Here is a 17,428-nt window from a genome sequence, read left to right on the forward strand (position 1 = left end):
TGCGTCCGAACGGCTTTGCTGGCCTCTATGCAGGCCTCAAAGGTTGGATCGGAGCGCTTGGCCATCTTGCGAAGGTCCTGGGCGGTGGCCGCGAGGGTGAACGTCGCGCGCGCCGTTTGGGCCTCGTACGCGTAAGCGGTCGACCTTGAGAATGCGCTTAAGGTGTGCGAGCAGCATCTCGATCTTTTTGCGGAGCCGACGCGAAGTGCGGCCTTCCCACGACCTTGCGATCTGGCGCGCCACGACCTTGACGAGATCAGGCGAGACCTGGCGCCTTTCTACAGCAGCATTGGGCGGCCTTCGATCGACCCCGAGTCGATGATCCGGATGAAGAAAGCTGACATCTCCCCAGGTCGCTAAAGGGCCGATTCCGTTGAAAAAGGGCGGCTGTTGCGGCGCAGAGATATCCGTGATTCAGTCTGTCCAGTTGGCAGGACTGAAGGTCATGAGGTCATGATGGGGCTTGGCAATTCGAACAGGCTGCGTTGTTCTATGAGTTCTCACTCGAGAAGCATGTTCCCGCTGACCATCTACTGAGGTCGATCGACAGGTTTGTCATGGGCCTGAGTTTAAGGTGAGCCGAGTTCTACCGGCCGAGCCAGACCTTTGGGGCCATCTCGGCGACTCGGAGCCGGGACCGGCTGGGTCAGGCAGCGGATGCCGCCGCCGCCGCGCAGGACGGCGTTGATGCGGAGCATCCTGATCTCGCGGCCGGGAAACAGCGCGGCGAGGTCGCGACAAGCGGCGTCGTCCGCTGCGCCTAAGCCGGCGGTGATCAGCGAGCGGCGGGTGACGAAGAAGTTGAGATAGGTGGCGGCGAAGGCGACGGGCTCGCCGGCGAGAGTGTCGGCGTCCGGCGGGGCGCATCGGCGGAGCGCAGAGATGCTTCCGTTCGCGACCATGCGCTGCAGGACGGCGATGTCGCGTTCGCGCCGGCGTCGGCCACGGCCGCGGGCAATGGGCTCGACCAGGAGGGTGCCATCGGGAGCGAAGGCGATCCAGCCGTCCGGGTGCCCCGAGGTGATCGGCTCGTCGCGGTCGCCGTGGAGCCAGATTGTCGTGCGCATGCCGATGGAGCCGAAGGCGGCCGTGAGGTCGGCCTCCGCGAGATGCCGATTGCGCGCGAGCAGGCAGCTTCGGGTCGCGATCGCGAGGCCCCTGCCGTCGGTGAGGAAAGCGCCGCCCTCGCCGACGAAGGGAACGGAGAGCACCGGCACGCCGAAATCGAAGATGCGCGCCAGCCGGTCGCCGGGCCGCGACGGACGCCGCCAGGAATTGTCCCAGCCGTTGAAGTTGAGGTCGACGGCCACGATGCCGCCGTCGGCCGCGTGGGCGAAGACCGGCGCGATATCGCGCATCCAGACATCGTCCACCGGCGCCGGCACGACCTCGACGTTCGCGGGAAAGCCGCGGGCGCGCGCCGGCCCGACGCGGTCGGGCGGCGTCAGCAGCAGCACCGGCTCGTCCTCGGCGATCGTCCTGATCACGGTCTCGAGTTCGCGCTCGACCCGCTCGCGGTCGCCGCCCCATTCGCGGTTGACCGCGAAGGCCATGACGGTGCGGGCGTGCGGTTCGAAGTCGGCCGGGATGCGGACGGTCTGGCTGCGAACTTCCTGCATCAGGCGTCCGTCGCCAGCACGGACGGGTTGCGCCAGGTCCAGCGCCACGGCAGGTGGGCGTCCTTGCTGACGTTGACGCGCGTATCGGGGAGGATGTCGACGATCGGCTCGACCGGGCGGTAGATGCGGAAGGGCTTGTCGAACAGCCAGGCCCCGTTCAAGGCGGGCTGGATGTCGCAGGCCTCTCCGAAGTTGCAGGGGCCATCGGCGATCAGCTTCTCGTAGCCTCTGGCGCGGTCGTGGATGGCGCGACAATGGGGCTTGCGGCGTTCCCGCATGGTCTCAAGTCCTGCGACCGGGATACCGCCTGCGATCAGCACGGAGCTGCCATGGCCCCTGGGGGCGCAGACGAAGTCCATCGCCCACATCCCGCAGCGGGGGTAGAAATGGATGTAGGCGTGGCCATCGGCGAGGAACTGCGTGTCGACGCCATGAAAGGCGCCCTCGCACTGGTCGTAGGCCTCCGTGGCGGACAGCGCCATGGCGATGCTGGCGCCACGGTAGTCCATGCAGAGCACGCAACCGATCAGGCGCGGGGCCACCATCCAGGAGGGCGGAGCGAAGAAGTCGGGCTCGATGGGGACGTATTGCTTTCCGAAGTATCCGATCATCCAAAATCCCTTTCCTTCAATAAAAAGGCCGGTGCGACATGCGCGAGCCATGAAAGAAACCTGCAGTGGCCCCGATCAAAAGTCAAATAATCTATATAATTCAATGTGTTATAATCGATTTATATTCGGGGGCGCCTGCAGCGCGCAAGTCTATTTGGTCCACGTTTTGGTTCATGCGGTCGATTCAAGGGAGCGCAGCAAAGTCTGAGCGCCGATAGGGATGAACCATTCTCCTGAGCGACATCGGAGCTAGGACCTCGACCTGGTCCCCCCATGCGTAGAGGTGCCAACACATCTCGAGGTGACCAGCGGCCTTGAAGCGCACGATCAGGGAGCCGTCAGGCTGGTCTTCCAAAACCTGAGCTGGATGGAAAACGAAGGTCCGTGCGTGGTCGGCGGCGAACAGAGCTTCGCGGAAGCCGTCCTTCGCTGCGCTCGAAAGGACCTGAGGTCGCTGAACCGCAGGCTTCGCGTGAACTGACTATTATTCGTCGTGAATATTGCCCCCTAAGAGTGGGCTCTTTGAGCCGGACAGGTTGGGAGGACTAGATGGCCAGGACGGCTGCGCTTTCCACCCTGAACGGCACCGGTGAAGAACGGTTCGTCGGTGTTCCGGAGCAGGGCGGTCGCAACATGATTTCGGCCGACCCCCTGCCGCCGGGCAGCGTCTACACCGCGGCCGTGGCCCCGGACGGCACCGTCGGGATGTACCGTATCGAAGTCTCGGTTTCGTCCGGATCCGGAAAGCTGAAGACGGCCGGCGGCGTCAACGGTGTCACGAAGGAATCGATCAACCGGGCGTTCAGCTACCTGCTCGCTAAGAAGGGGGACCTTTCCATCGCCCGCGAGCCGACGTGTCCGACCTCCACGTGGAGGTCATCGACCTCATGAACAACCGGGTCGAAGGCGAAGTTGGGCTCGGCTCCTTCATGGCGGCGTTCTCCGCACTCAAGAAAGCTCCGCCGTGGCAGGCGATGCTGGTCGTGGGAGATCCAAGGCAACATCAAGGGCTTGCGGTCGCTGGCGGAGCCGTTGCAGCTCGCCATGGACAACGGGGCCAAGCGGGCCTTGATCCCGATCGAGAACAAGCGGAGCTTCCTGGAAGTCACCGGTGACGTGGTCGAGCACGTCGACCCGATCTTCTTCGGAGATCCCAAGACGGCGGCCTTCCAGGCTCTGGGCAATCGATTAAGGGGTCTGTCGTCGGCGGAAATGGGGCAAGGAAGCGAATGAGTCGAAAAGGGCACTTCTTGGGCGGCGGCACGGAGATAGGTGCGCGGAATCCTACTTGGTTTAGCAAGGGCTCCACGCGGAGGCTACCCAACGATAGCGCGGCCAGACCGCCGCTCTCGCCGGCGGAAGAAGCTGCCTTTCGGGCCTTCAAGGAGGAACGTGAATCCGGCCACGCTGATCCGGAGAGGCGAGGCGGGGGCGTCCAAGAAGCGATTACCGAAGGCCAAGCCCGGCAAGCCGAAATCCCGGCGCTGAGCTTGGGCGTCGGGTCAGCGCCCCGTGATCTCCGCGCAACGCTGCCGGGCGTGGTCCCAAGCCGAGAACTTACGGGCGCGCCGCCCGGGCCGTCGTGGGCGATGAAGGGATCCTCCCCGAATGCCTTGTAGCTCTCAAAGAGGGCATCGGCCGTCATCCCCGCCTTAAAGGCGTCGTCCAGGTAGGCATCCACGATCGATTTGCAGGCGGCGACCGCTTCCTCCGACGACGCGAAGACGCCGTGCTCCACGCGCTCGGATTCGTCCTGATAGTGGAGGTTGTCGTCGATAAAAACCGGTAGGCCCTCGTTATCCGTCCTCCAAGCAGTCTGAAAGAGGCTATCTGCTACCGCGGATAACGGCGACGCGCAGCGTATCTCTGGCGCAGCGCGTCCGCGTTGGTGTCTAGGATGTGCACCTTCTTCGATACGAAAGTGGCGACCGACGAGACCTCCGTAGACTTAGCTTTCAAGTTGATGGCCTCATAGACGCCGGTATGACCGTCGATTGACCGGATGATCACGTCGCCGGTCTTGGTCGTCATCAGCCGGATGCCCTCTTCGTGCAGCAGGTCGCGGATTTCTTGACGGGGATGATCGTATTGATTGTCGAAATTCGACGAGCAGATCGCCACACTTGGACCTATGTGTCTCACGAAATTCTTCGTGGTAAAGCCGTTGTCCGCGCCATGGTGCGCGAGGATCATGACATCGGTTTCGCTAGTGAGAATCCGACACCTGCGGAGCCGGGCTCCGATTTTCGCGTCCTCGACATCGCCGAGGCTGAGGACGTTGAAGCAGCCGCCACGGAAAAGCTTCACGGTTGAGTTGTCATTGGCGTTCTCAACGATGTGATAGGGATTGTAGAAGGTGTTGTTGAACGCCAGGGCCGCCGCGGGCTTGAGCCCTCCGATGAACATGGGTGTGATGTGTTCGATCGCCGGAACAAAGCCTGTATTGCGCCGTCTGGTGCGATATTCGTCGATGATCTCCAGACACTCCTCGCCATGGCCGGAATCCTTAACCGGATTATAGCCCGGACATTCGATGCGCCGCGGCTGAATGAGGTTCAGCAACGCCGGTAATTCATACTTGTTGCAGTGGTCGGCATCCCAGCTGGTGATGTGAAGGCTGTCCGCGGCGTCGACACCGCAGCGCTCCATTTCAATCTCTACCTGCGGCCGGCTGTCCTCGGTGAGACGGCCTTCGATCATCGTGAAGCGCCCGTCCGCGAAGTAGGAGAACGACGAACCGGAAGTGCCGAGATAATAGGCGCGAAACCGCGTGCGGATATTTCTCATGTGAGAATCCCCCAAGCCGACGATTGCGGAAAACGCGCCGGCACGTACGTCGTCAGCGTGGCGTCGGCGATCTCGAATCCATGGCGCGCGAGCATGTCAAACTGCGCCTCTGAGGGCGCCTTGAGGTCCGTTGGATGCCGCAACGCGAGTTCGGCCTGCTCATCGGTCTGGAAGGCCTCGTAAAAGGACACCGGCCGAGCCGCTCCGCTCTTGACGTCGACGGCGCGAACCGAGTTACCCATGCGCAAGAGGACGCCTTCCACAGTCCCAGCGGCGATGTCCGCGATGAGGATCCGGCTGCGCAGTGCACGGATCTGGTCGCCAGCGACATCAAACAACCGCGGGCCCGACAGACTACCGCGCAAAAGCGCCGCGACAGAAGATTCGCCGCACGTTCGCAATGGACCGGAGGCGTCGCTGCAGATCAGAAAGTTGCAGGAACGCAGACCGCGTCCTGGTTTGGTCAGCGCTTCGAGCCCCATGTTGTCGTAGGCGCCACCGTCCCAGAGTCGCACCCGCGTCTTCGGCGGCGGCTTGGGCCGGGTCTGCCGGCGAGTAGCCGGGTCGGTCTCCCACCAGCCCGTCGCAGGTAGTGCCAGAGGCATCGCGCCGATCGCGTACGGCACCGCCGCCGATGCAGCGGCAGCGACAGAAATTCGCACGTCAGGGGCATAATGTCGCCCGAACGTCCAGTCACCCATCTCACGCTTCGAGAAGCGCCAGTTCTTGCCCGTATCGATACAGGTCGCGTTAATCAGCCATTCCGGCACGTCTGGAAGATCGGCGAGGCATCCCGAGACGCCCCACACCCGCTCGAGCATGGTCGCCAAAATCCCGGCTCGGCTTTGGATGAGCGCGAACTTGAACTCAGCCAGGCCAGACCATCCGAGCGACTTGAGGCTGAAAAGGTCGGCGGCGGTGATTCGACGTCGGAGCTCGGGATACACCGAGCCCAGATATTCGCCAGATGTCGGCCATCTCATGCCGCACTGGGACATGACCGCCGCCGTGATGAGGCTACCCCCAGACACGGTCGAAATGGCCGAGACGCTCTCTAGCAGGCCCTCGTCGGCAAGGCGCCGCAGAACGCCGAGATGGAAGACTGCGGCGCGGATGCCGCCGCCGGAAAGCGCCAAGCCGATGCGATGGGATGCCGCCCGCGGGGCGGTTTTCGAGTCGGCCTCGTCTGCAGGAGTTGCAGTCGCTTGGTCGCTCACAGGTATGCCCACTAGGTCCACGCCACCAGCGCTTCTCCGCCACAACGCTCGTCACCGTACGTCCTAAGCCGATTCACGTTTCGTTCGATCCGCAACTTCGCGGCGAAGCCGAGGCCCGCCGCGAACGTTCCGCGTTCACTAGGCGCCGACGGCGCCTAGTGACATTTATTCAGGGGGCACGTTTTCCCCGTGGCCGCACTCGTCGCCGCACCGACCCCACAGTCAGTCGGCACAATCAACTGCGCCCGGCGGTACTTCCGCAGTCATCGCATCTCCGGCACAAGCCCGAGCTCACTATGCTGCCTTTTGGTTGTATCGCGCGTTACCCCGAATTGGGGTGCACCGCGCGATTTATTGGGGTGGATGCGGCGACGAGCATAAAGGGCCCTCTAGAGAGCCGCCAACCCACTGAAGAGTCTGCCGCCTCGATAAACGGCCCTTGGGCCGGCGCCCTGAAGCCGAACATAAGGCGCCAGCTACCTTTTTCAGATTACGAACTCAGTAGCAGGACTCGGCTCGGGCGCCGGGCGGCCATCTTAACCGATGGAGAACGACTTTCCGCGATTGCGCTCCGATCCGGCTTACAGGTCATCATCATAATCAGTAGGTCGGGGCGGATCTGCCGCCATGACCATCTGCTTAATAAGAGCGATCCTGTCTGGGGGCAGGGTGGAGCTCTTTCCTTTATGCAGAAGAAGGATGGCAGTCAGCATGATACAGTCAGCCATCAACGCCGTTTTAGCCGAACGCTGGTTCCAAACGTGAACGGCGACTGCTTGTTGCTTTGCTCCCAAAGCTGCGGCTTGCTGGATGTTGAGTCTCGAGAGTATTTCGGAAAAAGAATACTGATCGAGGTGGATGCCTTCTTTGAAGGTATTGATCACCGATCGTAAGCGGACCAAAAAATCGTCCCTGGCTTCGTTAGACGTCGCCTTGTCTCCGACAAATCCCAGTATCCGCCAATAGCAGGTGTCTTCCGACATTTCGGTGTCGGCGTAGGTTTTCTTTCGCCCTGTCAGCCAGCCGAACATGGGAGATCCTTTCCTAACAACGGGCCGTTGCCCAAAACGCCTTTACGCTGCTCTCCGCCGTCGCTTCGATTCCTCGGCCCTCGGCGGCGGCTTCCCCGCCCCCGAGAAGACAAGCAGCAAGATGATCCCGCCAAGAACAGCGGCAATCATGATGCACAACCAGAGGAATGGACCGACCACAACGGACGGGACGCCTGCGCGAGGGGGCTCGACGACGACGAAGCCGAGATAGAGGAAGAACAGCATCGACAATCCCATCGCCCCGCGGGCGAAAAGATCGCTGAATTCCCGGTACGTCTTGGTCGATGGCCGTCCGCGCAGGGCAAGCCTGAAAACAAATGTCACGACGACGAAGACCATCGTGCCGAGCAAAAGCGACAAGATGATCTTGGAGCAGCCCGACGCGGCCGCGTCGACTATCGGCTGGAAAATATTCGGTGCGCTACCGTTCACGGCGTTTCTCCGGACTGACCTCGATAAGCCTGCACCTATCGATTCAGGCCTTGGATTCCCTGTCAATGCCGGCCGTCATTTCCCCGGTGGAGAGCGTCTTGGTCCCTTGGTTGCGCTTCCGGCCCCGCCTGGTACGATTCCTTCGGGCAGGGGACGCTTGCGTGACCGTCGACGGCATCGATCCGAGCAAGGAGGGCACCGACTGGACGGCGGATGAGGTCGCCGTGCTGGTCGGCAGCTATTTCCTGATGCTGGCGGAGGAGAAGGCCGGGCGCGAATACAACAAGTCAGAGTACCGGCGGGGCGTGATCGCCGCGATCGGCCGCAAACCGGGATCGATCGAACGGAAGCTACAGAACGTCTCCGCCGTCCTCGACGAGATCGGGGTGCCGTGGATACAGGGCTACAAGCCGCTACCGCACTACCAGGACGCCCTGGTCGCAGTGGTCGAGCAGCAGCTGCTGCGCCATCCGGAGCTATTCACGATTGGCGCCGGCCCGCTGCGAGTACGGGATGAGAGCGACATCCTGGTGGCGCCGCCAGCCTTCCTGAACAGCGATCCTGAGCACCGCCCGGCGGCCATCCGTCGCCTGGTCGGAAAATTCGACCCTGCAGCGCGAGACGCCCGCAATCGCGACCTGGGGCGCGCCGGCGAGGAGTTCGTGGTGGGCTTCGAGCGCCGCCGGCTGGAACAAGCCGGCAGGCCCAACCTGGCCAAGGATGTCCGGTGGGTCTCCGACCTCGACGGCGACGGCTACGGCTACGACGTGCATTCGTTCGACGCCGATAGCGGCGAGCCTCGGCTGCTCGAGATCAAGACCACCTGCGGCAACGAGCGTACCCCGTTCTGGATGACCAGGCGGGAATGCGACGTCGCCGCGGAGCAAGGTGGCATCTACCGGGTTCGGCGGGTCTTCCACTTCCGTAATCAGCTGAAGATGTTCGAGATCGCGCCGCCGTTGGAGTCCCGGCTCCGACTGGCGCCCGCGACCTTCATGGCAACGCCGCGGTAAGACGGCCGCAGCTGCAGGGCAACCGCAACCTACAGGCTGCTTTTCGTCATTTGAACCAGGGCGGCTTCGACATTTTCCGGTGGTCTCGTACCCCACAAGACTGGGTCGGTAAACTCAAACAGATCGCGCAGCCTGCGGCTAAAAGAATGTCCTAAGTCGATGTCGTGAGTAGCGGGAAAAACGTAATTCACCACCTTTTTGATTGGTGACTCTGCCGACTCGAACCTAGTCGAAAAGAATCTAACCCCGTCGCATTCCTCCTTACTCATGACCCACTGAAGGACCATTTGGGGAATGATGTACTCATGCGCAAACGGTTCTCCGTCATGCATCCGTTTGATAGAACAGGCCGCTAACAACGGCCAGCACACCGCATAACTCACGACCAACTTGTCCAGCCCAGGGTTGTTGCCAAGGGTTGCAGCTCGCGCGTAGTGAGCCATGACAGACGGCCGATAACCAAAATCTAGAAACCTTGCCGCCCGCCGGAACGCAAACGCGGCAACAGCAGCCTTTGGCAGATCTTCGCCAGAAACCCGGCATTCGCTGGCGCAAAGCTCCAGGGACCCGCCGAGATAGAGGCACGGAAATCCGGGGATACCGTATCGATGTTGCCCGACCTTGTGCCGGAGCCCGAAGGGAGTATGAAACAGCCGCTCTTTGCCGGGGAGCGCGTCGTCAGTGCGAGCCAATCGATAGAGCGGTCCGACGCTGTCAGGATCAACCGGGATGGATTGCAGACTGCTCAATCTGAGATACACGAACTCCACCGCTGCCACGAGGTGGCCGTAAGCTGCCGCTGGACTACCCGCCAGATATTCCCCCAACGCCTTCAAAATAAGATCGTTCAAGCGCTCGATGTCGTCCCGTGCTGCCAAAATCTGGACGTCTAACCGGCGGCTAGAATCTAGTGAAGACACACCTCGAAGGTATTCATCGAATACGGAAGCCATATAACGCTCGAAATCTTGGTCATCTCGGTCTCGAGGCAGCACTGCTGCAGGACTACCAAGGAGCTCGGAAGTGTCCATCGATTGAATTCCTACTACGACCCGCCGTTACCCTCGGGAAGGCGGGGTGAGATACAGTGACGTTCAAGCTTCGTCGGGAGGTACCACGCGAGCCACGACATCTTTGGGAAGCCCGCTCCAGTGGACATCTACCACCAGCAGATCGGAGGCAACAGTATCCGTTGAGGAAGCAACGATAGTGAACCTATACCTGCCTCGCTCCCAAAATTGCCGCGCTCGGTCCTGAATCCGGACCCGTGGCAGAATGACGAAAAACGGAGGCGCATTCATATCGCCGTTGCCCAACCTGTCGTTCAGCCTGGCAGAGAGAAATTCGACGGTATGCTCCCCGGGGGTCAGTAGCTCCGGCCCAAATTTAACGCGTTCGGCAAACTCGACGTGCGCCCAACCGAGGGGGAGCGAGTTCTTGGAGTGCGGAATGGGCCGCAGTGCACCAACTCTTTCGTCATAGAATTCGATCTTTTGAACGAAGACCCTGCAGTCACGCAGAGGGACATCGGCCGTGTTCTGCACGATGACGTTTAACGTCAACAATGACTTGTCACGCGGCTCAAGCTCGGGGTCGCCCAGACGCAATTTCAACCGAGTCAAGGGCTTCGGGATAGTCGGCGCTCTCTCGGACGCAATATCGCTGGAGGTATGAGCAACGAGAACGGCGGCAGCCTGCTGCGTTTCGATGTCCGCAGCCTTGATGCGATCCAGCTCTTGCCGCTCCATCTGAAGCAGCTCCGTCACGCGCTCGACTGAGAGATGCGAGGCAGCTTTCAACTTGACGTGAAGCAAATCCAACATGTTGCGGCGGATTGGGGCATCCGCTCTCATGTCTTCGTAGACGCAGTTGGCGATCCCATAGAGCAGCCGGGCAGCCCCCTCCAAGTCGTAGCCTCGATATTTGACATAGCGGGCAGTAACCGGGTTTTGTGTCCGAGCGATGCTTCGCAACGCCGCTCCAGCCTCGCGCAGAACATCGCGCGTTGCGCGACCAATCTCGGCGTCTTCTTCAAAGGAACGCGGCCTCACGAAAGCCTTTTTCTCCGCCGTTTCCAAAGCAGATCGACGCTTCTCGATCAGGTCAAGGATTTGCTTTCCATAAATGTTGACGAGAAACCAAGCCGCAAAACCAGTGATAGTCGAGAGGGCCGCGATAACGTAGGTCATTGAAGTCTGCACCGTCGTGGAGGCGAGGCGCGCATCGATTCAGGCCGCCGAATATCTGTCAAGCTTGGCACACGATTTTCCCGTGGAAAGAGCAACAACGGCATCCATCAGCAACAGGATGCTCCTACGAATTCACGCGTTGACCACGCAGGCCGCGAGGGCATCGCGGAAGGGTCCGCTGGCGCGGGTCATGTTGGCGTAGGACTCTCCCTTTCCTTTGGTTGATCAGCCTGCTTGAAGGAATGCGTCGGCCAGGTCGCTGCGGCGATAGATCGTCGCCCCGACCTTCTCGGGCTTCATGGCGGGCTTCACGCCGGCGGCTTCGATCTCCTTCTTGATCGCCATGTGATGGCGGCCATGCTGGCGGGCGATCGCGAACAGGGTGACGAATTCGACCTCGAACCGCTCGATCTCCTCGGTCGGCACGATCGTGACCGGGCAGCGGTTGACGGGGTTGATCGCGGTGACGGTGCGCAAGTGGCCGCCGGTGATCAGCTTGCGGGTGACCTTTTCGGCGACGCGCAGCCTGTCAGCCAACGCCTGGCTGGTGAGGCCGCCAAGGTCGGCACCGCGGACGAGGCCCCGGACCTCCTCGATGTCGACCAGGACGGACATGTAGCCGCGCTCGCCAGCGAGCCGGGCCTTCCGGATCAGGCGGCCGTCGAGGACGCCCTGGACGATCTCGACGGAGCCACAGCAGGCAGCCTTGGCCGCGGTCGGGATGTCGACCTGGCCGTCGGCTGCGGTGTCGACCGGGACGGCACCGTCGAGCAGGCGGGCCAGGAAGGCGTCCAGGTCCTCGGGGGCGAACTGATCGGCAGCACCGTGGTCGGTCGCCTTGATGCGGGGGACGATGATGCCGGACCGGTAGAGCATGTCGCGCTGGACGCGCGGAGCGTTGAGGTAGGTGCCGGCATCGCGGACGGAGAGGCTGGCCGCGGCCGCGGACCGGGCCAGGGAAGCGACCTTCTCGGCGTCGAAGAGGCAGTTTCCGTCCGCGAGCCGGTCGGCGTTCGGGGGCAGCATTTCCGCCGACGAGAGCAGCTTGCGGAGGCGCTTGGGGTGGAGGCCGGTCTCCATGGCCAGGGTCCGGATCGAATGCAGCCGGCGGGCCTCGACGGGCTTGCCGAAGACCGTGTCGCCGGGCCCCACCGGGAAGTTTCTCAGGATGAAGTCCCCGACCAAGTCGCGCAGCAGGTCGTAGGCCTTATCCTCGCGGCCGAACTCGAGGACCTGGTAGATGCGGCCGAAGATGGCCTGCGGCCCCTCGGTGCCGGCGCGCGTGTAGGGGTAGGAAGCCTGGAGCCCTGCGAGGAACGCTTCGATGCCGGGCTTGCCTGCGGCGATGATGTTGACGCCGGCGGCGCCGGCCTGGCGCCATTCCTCGTCAGTGAGCGTCTTGAGGTTCGGCATGGGCCCGAACGCGGCGACCGCCCCGAACAGCTCGCAGGCGGTAATGGCGACATGCAGCGGGAAGGTGTCGATCAGCCCGGCGCCGGCCGCCACGCCGTTGGTGCGGTTGAGGACGTAGGTCTCGAAGCCGGTGAGAGGGCGCCTGACGGCATCGACTGCGAGGCGAGGCAGCCGGGGAAGGATCTTGCTGATGTGGTGCGACCAGTCGTGCAGGGTCCGCGGGTTCATGTCCTTGTCGACCACGACGAGCGGCGCGAGGTGGGTCGGGCAGGTCTTGAGGGCGGCGATCTGCCAGCGCGCCCGCTGTACGACGACAGTCTCGGGGCGAGCTCGGGGCGCTGCGGCCAGGTCTTCGGCGAGACATTTCGGGCAGACGACGACGGTCGCGCGGAGCAGGTCGTCGCGGGTCAGAGCTTCGCCCCGGAAGCTGAACTGATGCCCGTCGCCCTTGACGAAGGCGTTGTCGGCGAGGGCCGAGACCTCGACGCCTGCCTTGAAGGCGATGATGGCGAGGGCTTTCGGATCGCCGTCGACGACTTTTTGGAAGGTCGTGCCCATGTCGAGGCAGAACTCCCGTGCGCCCGTCCGGTGAAGGGCGGCCAGCCTGGAGACGAACGACGCCGGAGTTTCGCCGGTGCCGAGGGGGACGGTATGGCGGAGCGGTCTCACGACTTGCGGCTCCTGCGCTTGCGGCCGACGGGCGTGACCGTGTCGTCGATCTTGTCCTCGTCCTTGCTGTAGAGGCGGGTGATGTCGATCGCGTGCCAGCCCGAGGCGACGAACGGGTTTTGGTCGTCGGAGAGGGTGAAGCGGTCCGCGAAGCTGTTGGCGAAGTCGACGCGGCGGAGCTTGCGCGAATTGCCGTCGAGCGCTTCCGTGACGGCCTCGACGACGATCTCGAGGCAGAGGCCCATTTCGTACGCGCCGGCGTGGAGCAGGCGACCGGCCAGGTCCTCGTCGGGTTTGACGTCGAGCTTGATCTTGCCGGTCTCGCAGAGGTGTTCGATGGCGCTCTGCAGGAAGGCCGCGTGGTCGTTGGGCTCCAGCTTGGAGAGATAGAGGTAGCGGAATCGGCGGCGGAATTGCCTGTCCTGGCGGAAGAAGGGCAGCATCTCGGGGATGCCGGTGACGATCAGCTGCAGCGGCCATTCGGGATTGTTCATCAGGTCCTTGAGGCTGTTTCTGACCTTCTGAAGCTCCTCTTCGCTGGTGAGTGTCAGCATGTTGTTGAGGTCGTCGATCCACAGGAACAGGACGTTGTTGAGCATCATCTCCGGCAGGAGCTTGCTCCAGGCCTGGTGCTCCCTGAGGTCGCGCTCGACGGAAAATCCGAGCGTCTGCAGGCCGCGGAGGCTCATCGCGCCGAGGTTTCCCGACCCGGGCGCTGTGATCCCGATGAGCGGGGACCATTTCTCCGGCACGCGGAAGTTCGGGAAGGCGGGATGCGTCCGGAAGGTTTCTTCGAGGAGGGTGGATTTCCCGGAGCCGCTGGGGCCGATGATGCAAAGGCCCTTGCCTTCGACGCGGTTCGAGCCGCTGTGGGGCCGATCCGGATCCCGCCTGATCTGCGCGTTCTCGGTCAGCCTTCGGAGCAACCGCAGGAGATCGCGGTCGCGCCCCGACGTGAAATAGGTCGTCTTGACCTTCTCCAGGATTTCGACGCGCTGACGGTCCTCGGGGGTGAGCAGCGCGCGCAGGTACGCGGTGGGGTCGGAATTATCGGTGAAGGCCATTATTTGCGTTCCTTGGGTTTCCAGGGTTGGACCGGTCTGCGGGTCGTGACGCCGCCGGCGGCGGGCGGTTTCGCCGGCTTGGCGGGTTTCACGGGCTTGGGCGCCTTGGGCCTGAGACCCCTCCTGACGACGGGATCGTCGGCGGGCGCTGGCGCCGGCAGGTGCTGCGGATCGCGCGGCGGCGCCTTGGTGCCGACGGGGATGCTGCCGGCGAACATGTCGGCCTGCGTCTCGGGCCGCCCGGGGGTCGCGCGTTTGGCGGCGTGACGGATCGAGGGACCGATCGAGTTGCGCAGCGTCTCGAGTTCTTCGGCCGTCTTGAGGCGGAAACGGATTCCGAGCCGTGCGCGGGTTTTGGCGTCGGCCTCCTGGGCGTAGGCGATGGCGCGCAGGACGACGTCTTCGGTGATAGCTTCGAGATGCTTCTTTTCGCGGCGCATGGAGCCGAGCGCCATGTTCCAGACGTCGACGTTGATGCCGTTCATGCAAGGCGGGCCGGCCACTTCGAGCCATTTGCCGTTTTCGATTCCGACGGAGATGCCGCCGAGGTCTTCCTCGTCGACGATGACGACGTAATCGCGTTCCGGGAGGTCGCGCGCCCTCTTTTCGAGCGCGGGGTTGCTGTACCAGTTGCCGAAGATCTCGATGCCGCTCGGATGCAGCGTGACCTTGTAGCGTTCGCCGAACATGCGGCGCAGGAGCGGCTTGCCCGAGGCCCGCGGAGCCAACTTTTTCGTCAGGCGCAGCCAGCAGGCTCGCGGCGTTTCGTCGTCCAGGCCCTCGTGCGGGGTGTTGTGGTAGACGTCGACGATGAACCTCAGCAGCAGCGCCGCGAGTTCCTGGACGGTCGTGACGGCGCGCGCTTCCGCCTCGTATTTGCCGCGGACCTGCGGGTTGCCGAAGGCCCGGCCGGAGAAGCGGAGCAGCGACCGGACGTCGAAGGTCTGGAAGACGCGCTCGACATTGGAGCGTTGCTGCGGCGTCTCGACCTGCGGGCAGAGATATTCGATCCCTCCGGCCTCGCAGATGCCGTTGGTGATCGAATTGAGGATGGCGGAGCCTTCGTCGCCGGCGGCCTGCCACATCCGTCCCCGATATTCGTAGGGCGTCTCGCAGCCGACGGCGAGCGCCATCGGCGTCTTGTCGGTCATGCACATCCGGAGCAGCGTCTTGATGTTGGCCGAGTGCGGACCGAGCGACAGCACGACGGCGGGCAGCACCTTGGTGACGCAGCAGATGGCGGCCGACAGATTGGCGCGGGTCTTCTCCGCCGCTTGCTGCACCTCGGGACTGATGTGCTCCCAGAGCTCCAGGTCTTCCGCGATGTTATGCAGGTGGCATTCCCAATCGTCCATCTCGATGCGCTGCATCGGCCGGAAGAGGCCCGGGATGCCGCCACGGGACGGATGGTATTTGCGCTTGGCATACTCATCGAGGTGACGCCCGGCGGCGACGTCGAACGGCGCGAGCCGGTTGACCGTCTTGCACATGAAATCGTAGCTCGGCGTAGGTAGATCCGGCTGGCCGGCGCGCCGGCGCACGTCGTTGAGATTCTTAATCTCGATCTTGAGGTCGTCGTAGGCCAATTGCTTGGTCGGACGTTCCGCGCGCAGAAAGGAGCGGGCATGCTTGGCGACGAGTGCCAGCACCGGCGGAAGGTAGCGATCCTTGCGGTTGCCGCGCTTGTGCTTCCGCGGGACGAGCCCGAGCTTTCCTAACTTTTCGTACCACCGGACCCACTTGAGGAACTGGTGGGCCTTGGGGATGGGAATGCTGACATAGCCGTGCTTGCGCGCCTCCGTGTCGACGTGGGCCTGGATCACGTCGTCGATCGCGGTCTGAACGGCGGGCTCGTAGCGCGAGGACTCTTCCTCGTCGCACATCTGCTTGAATTTCCAGATGGAGATCTCGCGAAGATCGACGATGGCCTGCTGGGTTTTTGCGAGTTCGGCGATGGAAGCCACGCCGGCCTTGAGTTTCGCCTGAGCCATCTTGAGGCTCAGTCCCTCAGGTTCGAGATCGAAGTCCTGTGACTCGAGCAGGTCCTCGTACTGCTCGTGGTTGAACGAGAAGTTGGTGTTTTCGTCGTGGCACGACTGGAAGATCTTGCCGGCATCATCATCCTGCACGAGCTTGCACGGAATGCCGTAGATCGTCGCCTTGTCGGCGTCGGCCACGTGCCAACGGATCGCATGCCGCCCTTTTGGGCGGCGCGGCCTTTTCGGCAGGAAGCTATAGGCGCGGCGGCGGGTCAAAGGACCTCAGTCGTTCCGCTTGGCCGGCTTGGCGACGACGGAGTCGAAATCGAGCGGGCCGTACTCGACGAGCCTGAGCCTGCGCGCGTCGACGGCGCGCACGACCGCATCGAAGCCGTAGCCGCCGAGACGGGAGCGGTCGACGAGGTCGCCGATCGTGGTCTCCTTGTTGAGCTTGGCGACGACCTTGGCGACGGCCGCGTCGTCATCGGGCCATTCGTCCCGGGTGGCGAGGTTCACGACCTCGGCGTTGAACAGGTCGGTCTCGGTCAGCAGTTTTTCCGTGAACAGCGAGACCTCGTCCGCGATCGAGGGCGAGACCTGTTCGGCGACCAGGTCGACGATACGGTCGATGCCGGTCGGGGTGACCATGGCGCTGGGCTTGACGGCCGTGAGCACGCGGCGGGCCGTCGTTGTGAACCGGAAGTCGAAGGTGTGGTGCCGGCGCACGCCGTCGTCGTCGATGAAGACGATCGGGGGCGGCTGCTCTGCCACCTCGACGATGTCCGGACGCAGGCGGCCGAGCAGGGCGGCGCAACGCTCGAGCATGCTCTCGTACCAGGTGATGCGGCCGTCGATGAACGTGTAGCCGTGGACCGAGATCGCCGAATGCAGCGTCATCGCGCGGCTGGACACGCTGGGCTTCCGATCCACCAGGATCTCCGACCAGGGGCGGTCGTTCCGGATGTTCGGATCGGGGGCGAAGTATTCTTCGGGAGTGATCAACGTCTGACGCATGCGGCTGTCGGCCATCCGGGCAAGCCCCCGCCGTTCGCCGGAATTGCGGTTCCGGACGCGGGCGGTGGATTGCGGGGATCTGGAGAGAAGTCGTCCGGGGCAGCCCTTGCCCGACCCGCACAGATCTGTTCTGTTCGGGTCCTCTGTGGGTGTTGGCTGTTTCCGGACGAGGTTTTCCTCTCTCCAGATCGCTATCACCGACGAAAGGCGGTCGCGGGGTGCAATCCGTGGCCGCTTTTTTCGTCTGTGGGTCCGGTTGGCGCTGCTCCTTTCCGTTCGGTTTGCGTGGGCGCGACGATGGCGATCGCCCGGTTCGAAGGCAATGGAAGGCGACCCCCGCCGCCGTGGCGCGTGGTTTCCAAAGCCGGG

16 protein-coding genes and 1 pseudogene are annotated in these 17,428 nt (G+C 63.1%); 3 read left to right on the forward strand and 14 right to left on the reverse strand.

Features of this window, described 5'->3' with window-relative positions:
- Positions 1-50: 50 nt before the first annotated feature.
- The 4 genes and pseudogenes from ACFQX9_RS22655 to ACFQX9_RS22670 all read right to left on the reverse strand — a co-directional run.
- Positions 51-243 (reverse strand): annotated as a pseudogene (locus tag ACFQX9_RS22655) (transposase); the annotation flags it as partial.
- Positions 244-569: 326 nt separating this feature from the next.
- Positions 570-1,667, reverse strand: a complete 1,098-nt coding sequence (locus tag ACFQX9_RS22660; protein ID WP_377790608.1) for an agmatine/peptidylarginine deiminase — start codon at positions 1,665-1,667, stop codon at positions 570-572.
- Positions 1,619-2,230 carry a DNA-3-methyladenine glycosylase gene (locus ACFQX9_RS22665; protein WP_377790610.1) on the reverse strand — a complete coding sequence of 204 codons (612 nt, stop codon included), beginning with the start codon at positions 2,228-2,230 and terminating at the stop codon, positions 1,619-1,621. The genes ACFQX9_RS22660 and ACFQX9_RS22665 overlap by 49 nt, the downstream gene beginning before the upstream one ends.
- A gap of 184 nt (positions 2,231-2,414) precedes the next feature.
- Positions 2,415-2,636, reverse strand: a complete 222-nt coding sequence (locus ACFQX9_RS22670) for a WYL domain-containing protein (protein WP_377791052.1) — start codon at positions 2,634-2,636, stop codon at positions 2,415-2,417.
- 143 nt (positions 2,637-2,779) lie between these two features.
- Here ACFQX9_RS22670 and ACFQX9_RS22675 point away from each other — a divergent pair, with 143 nt between their 5' ends.
- On the forward strand, positions 2,780-3,121 hold the full coding sequence (locus ACFQX9_RS22675; RefSeq protein WP_377790612.1) for a S16 family serine protease: 342 nt from the start codon (positions 2,780-2,782) through the stop codon (positions 3,119-3,121).
- 141 nt (positions 3,122-3,262) lie between these two features.
- Entirely contained in the window at positions 3,263-3,463 is a 201-nt protein-coding gene (locus tag ACFQX9_RS22680; protein WP_377790614.1) for a hypothetical protein, read from the forward strand.
- A gap of 600 nt (positions 3,464-4,063) precedes the next feature.
- On the opposite strand, the gene ACFQX9_RS22685 is transcribed toward ACFQX9_RS22680, so the two are convergent.
- From ACFQX9_RS22685 to ACFQX9_RS22700, 4 genes are all read right to left on the reverse strand, one after another.
- A complete protein-coding gene (locus ACFQX9_RS22685) occupies positions 4,064-5,017 on the reverse strand; it encodes a hypothetical protein (RefSeq protein ID WP_377790616.1) in 954 nt (317 codons plus the stop codon).
- Positions 5,014-6,153 carry a patatin-like phospholipase family protein gene (locus tag ACFQX9_RS22690; RefSeq protein WP_377790617.1) on the reverse strand — a complete coding sequence of 380 codons (1,140 nt, stop codon included), beginning with the start codon at positions 6,151-6,153 and terminating at the stop codon, positions 5,014-5,016. Before ACFQX9_RS22690 ends, ACFQX9_RS22685 begins: the two co-directional genes overlap by 4 nt.
- Positions 6,154-6,815: 662 nt before the next feature.
- Complete coding sequence (locus tag ACFQX9_RS22695) at positions 6,816-7,265, reverse strand: hypothetical protein (RefSeq protein WP_377790619.1); 450 nt, start codon at positions 7,263-7,265, stop codon at positions 6,816-6,818.
- Between the two features lie 42 nt (positions 7,266-7,307).
- On the reverse strand, positions 7,308-7,625 hold the full coding sequence (locus ACFQX9_RS22700) for a hypothetical protein (protein ID WP_377790621.1): 318 nt from the start codon (positions 7,623-7,625) through the stop codon (positions 7,308-7,310).
- Positions 7,626-7,879: 254 nt separating this feature from the next.
- Between ACFQX9_RS22700 and ACFQX9_RS22705 the strand changes: the two genes are divergently transcribed.
- Positions 7,880-8,731 (forward strand): DUF3883 domain-containing protein, encoded by an 852-nt coding sequence (locus ACFQX9_RS22705; protein WP_377790623.1) that lies wholly within the window; start codon positions 7,880-7,882, stop codon positions 8,729-8,731.
- 29 nt (positions 8,732-8,760) lie between these two features.
- Here the strand turns inward: ACFQX9_RS22705 and ACFQX9_RS22710 are convergent, their stop codons facing one another.
- The 6 genes from ACFQX9_RS22710 to ACFQX9_RS22735 all read right to left on the reverse strand — a co-directional run bounded on the left by ACFQX9_RS22710 (position 8,761) and on the right by ACFQX9_RS22735 (position 17,059).
- A complete protein-coding gene (locus ACFQX9_RS22710; protein ID WP_377790625.1) occupies positions 8,761-9,762 on the reverse strand; it encodes a hypothetical protein in 1,002 nt (333 codons plus the stop codon).
- A gap of 63 nt (positions 9,763-9,825) precedes the next feature.
- Complete coding sequence (locus tag ACFQX9_RS22715; RefSeq protein ID WP_377790627.1) at positions 9,826-10,920, reverse strand: hypothetical protein; 1,095 nt, start codon at positions 10,918-10,920, stop codon at positions 9,826-9,828.
- A 225-nt stretch (positions 10,921-11,145) separates the two neighbouring features.
- Positions 11,146-13,002, reverse strand: coding sequence for a TniQ family protein (locus ACFQX9_RS22720; protein ID WP_377790629.1), 1,857 nt, complete (start codon positions 13,000-13,002; stop codon positions 11,146-11,148).
- Positions 12,999-14,066 carry an ATP-binding protein gene (locus tag ACFQX9_RS22725; protein ID WP_377790631.1) on the reverse strand — a complete coding sequence of 356 codons (1,068 nt, stop codon included), beginning with the start codon at positions 14,064-14,066 and terminating at the stop codon, positions 12,999-13,001. Before ACFQX9_RS22725 ends, ACFQX9_RS22720 begins: the two co-directional genes overlap by 4 nt.
- Positions 14,066-16,243, reverse strand: coding sequence for an integrase (locus ACFQX9_RS22730; RefSeq protein ID WP_377790633.1), 2,178 nt, complete (start codon positions 16,241-16,243; stop codon positions 14,066-14,068). The genes ACFQX9_RS22725 and ACFQX9_RS22730 overlap by 1 nt, the downstream gene beginning before the upstream one ends.
- 84 nt (positions 16,244-16,327) lie before the next feature.
- Positions 16,328-17,059 carry a hypothetical protein gene (locus tag ACFQX9_RS22735; protein ID WP_377790635.1) on the reverse strand — a complete coding sequence of 244 codons (732 nt, stop codon included), beginning with the start codon at positions 17,057-17,059 and terminating at the stop codon, positions 16,328-16,330.
- Between the last annotated feature and the right edge of the window lie 369 nt (positions 17,060-17,428).

The organism is Bradyrhizobium sp. GCM10028915, assembly GCF_042666195.1.
GTDB lineage: Bacteria > Pseudomonadota > Alphaproteobacteria > Rhizobiales > Xanthobacteraceae > Bradyrhizobium > Bradyrhizobium canariense_D.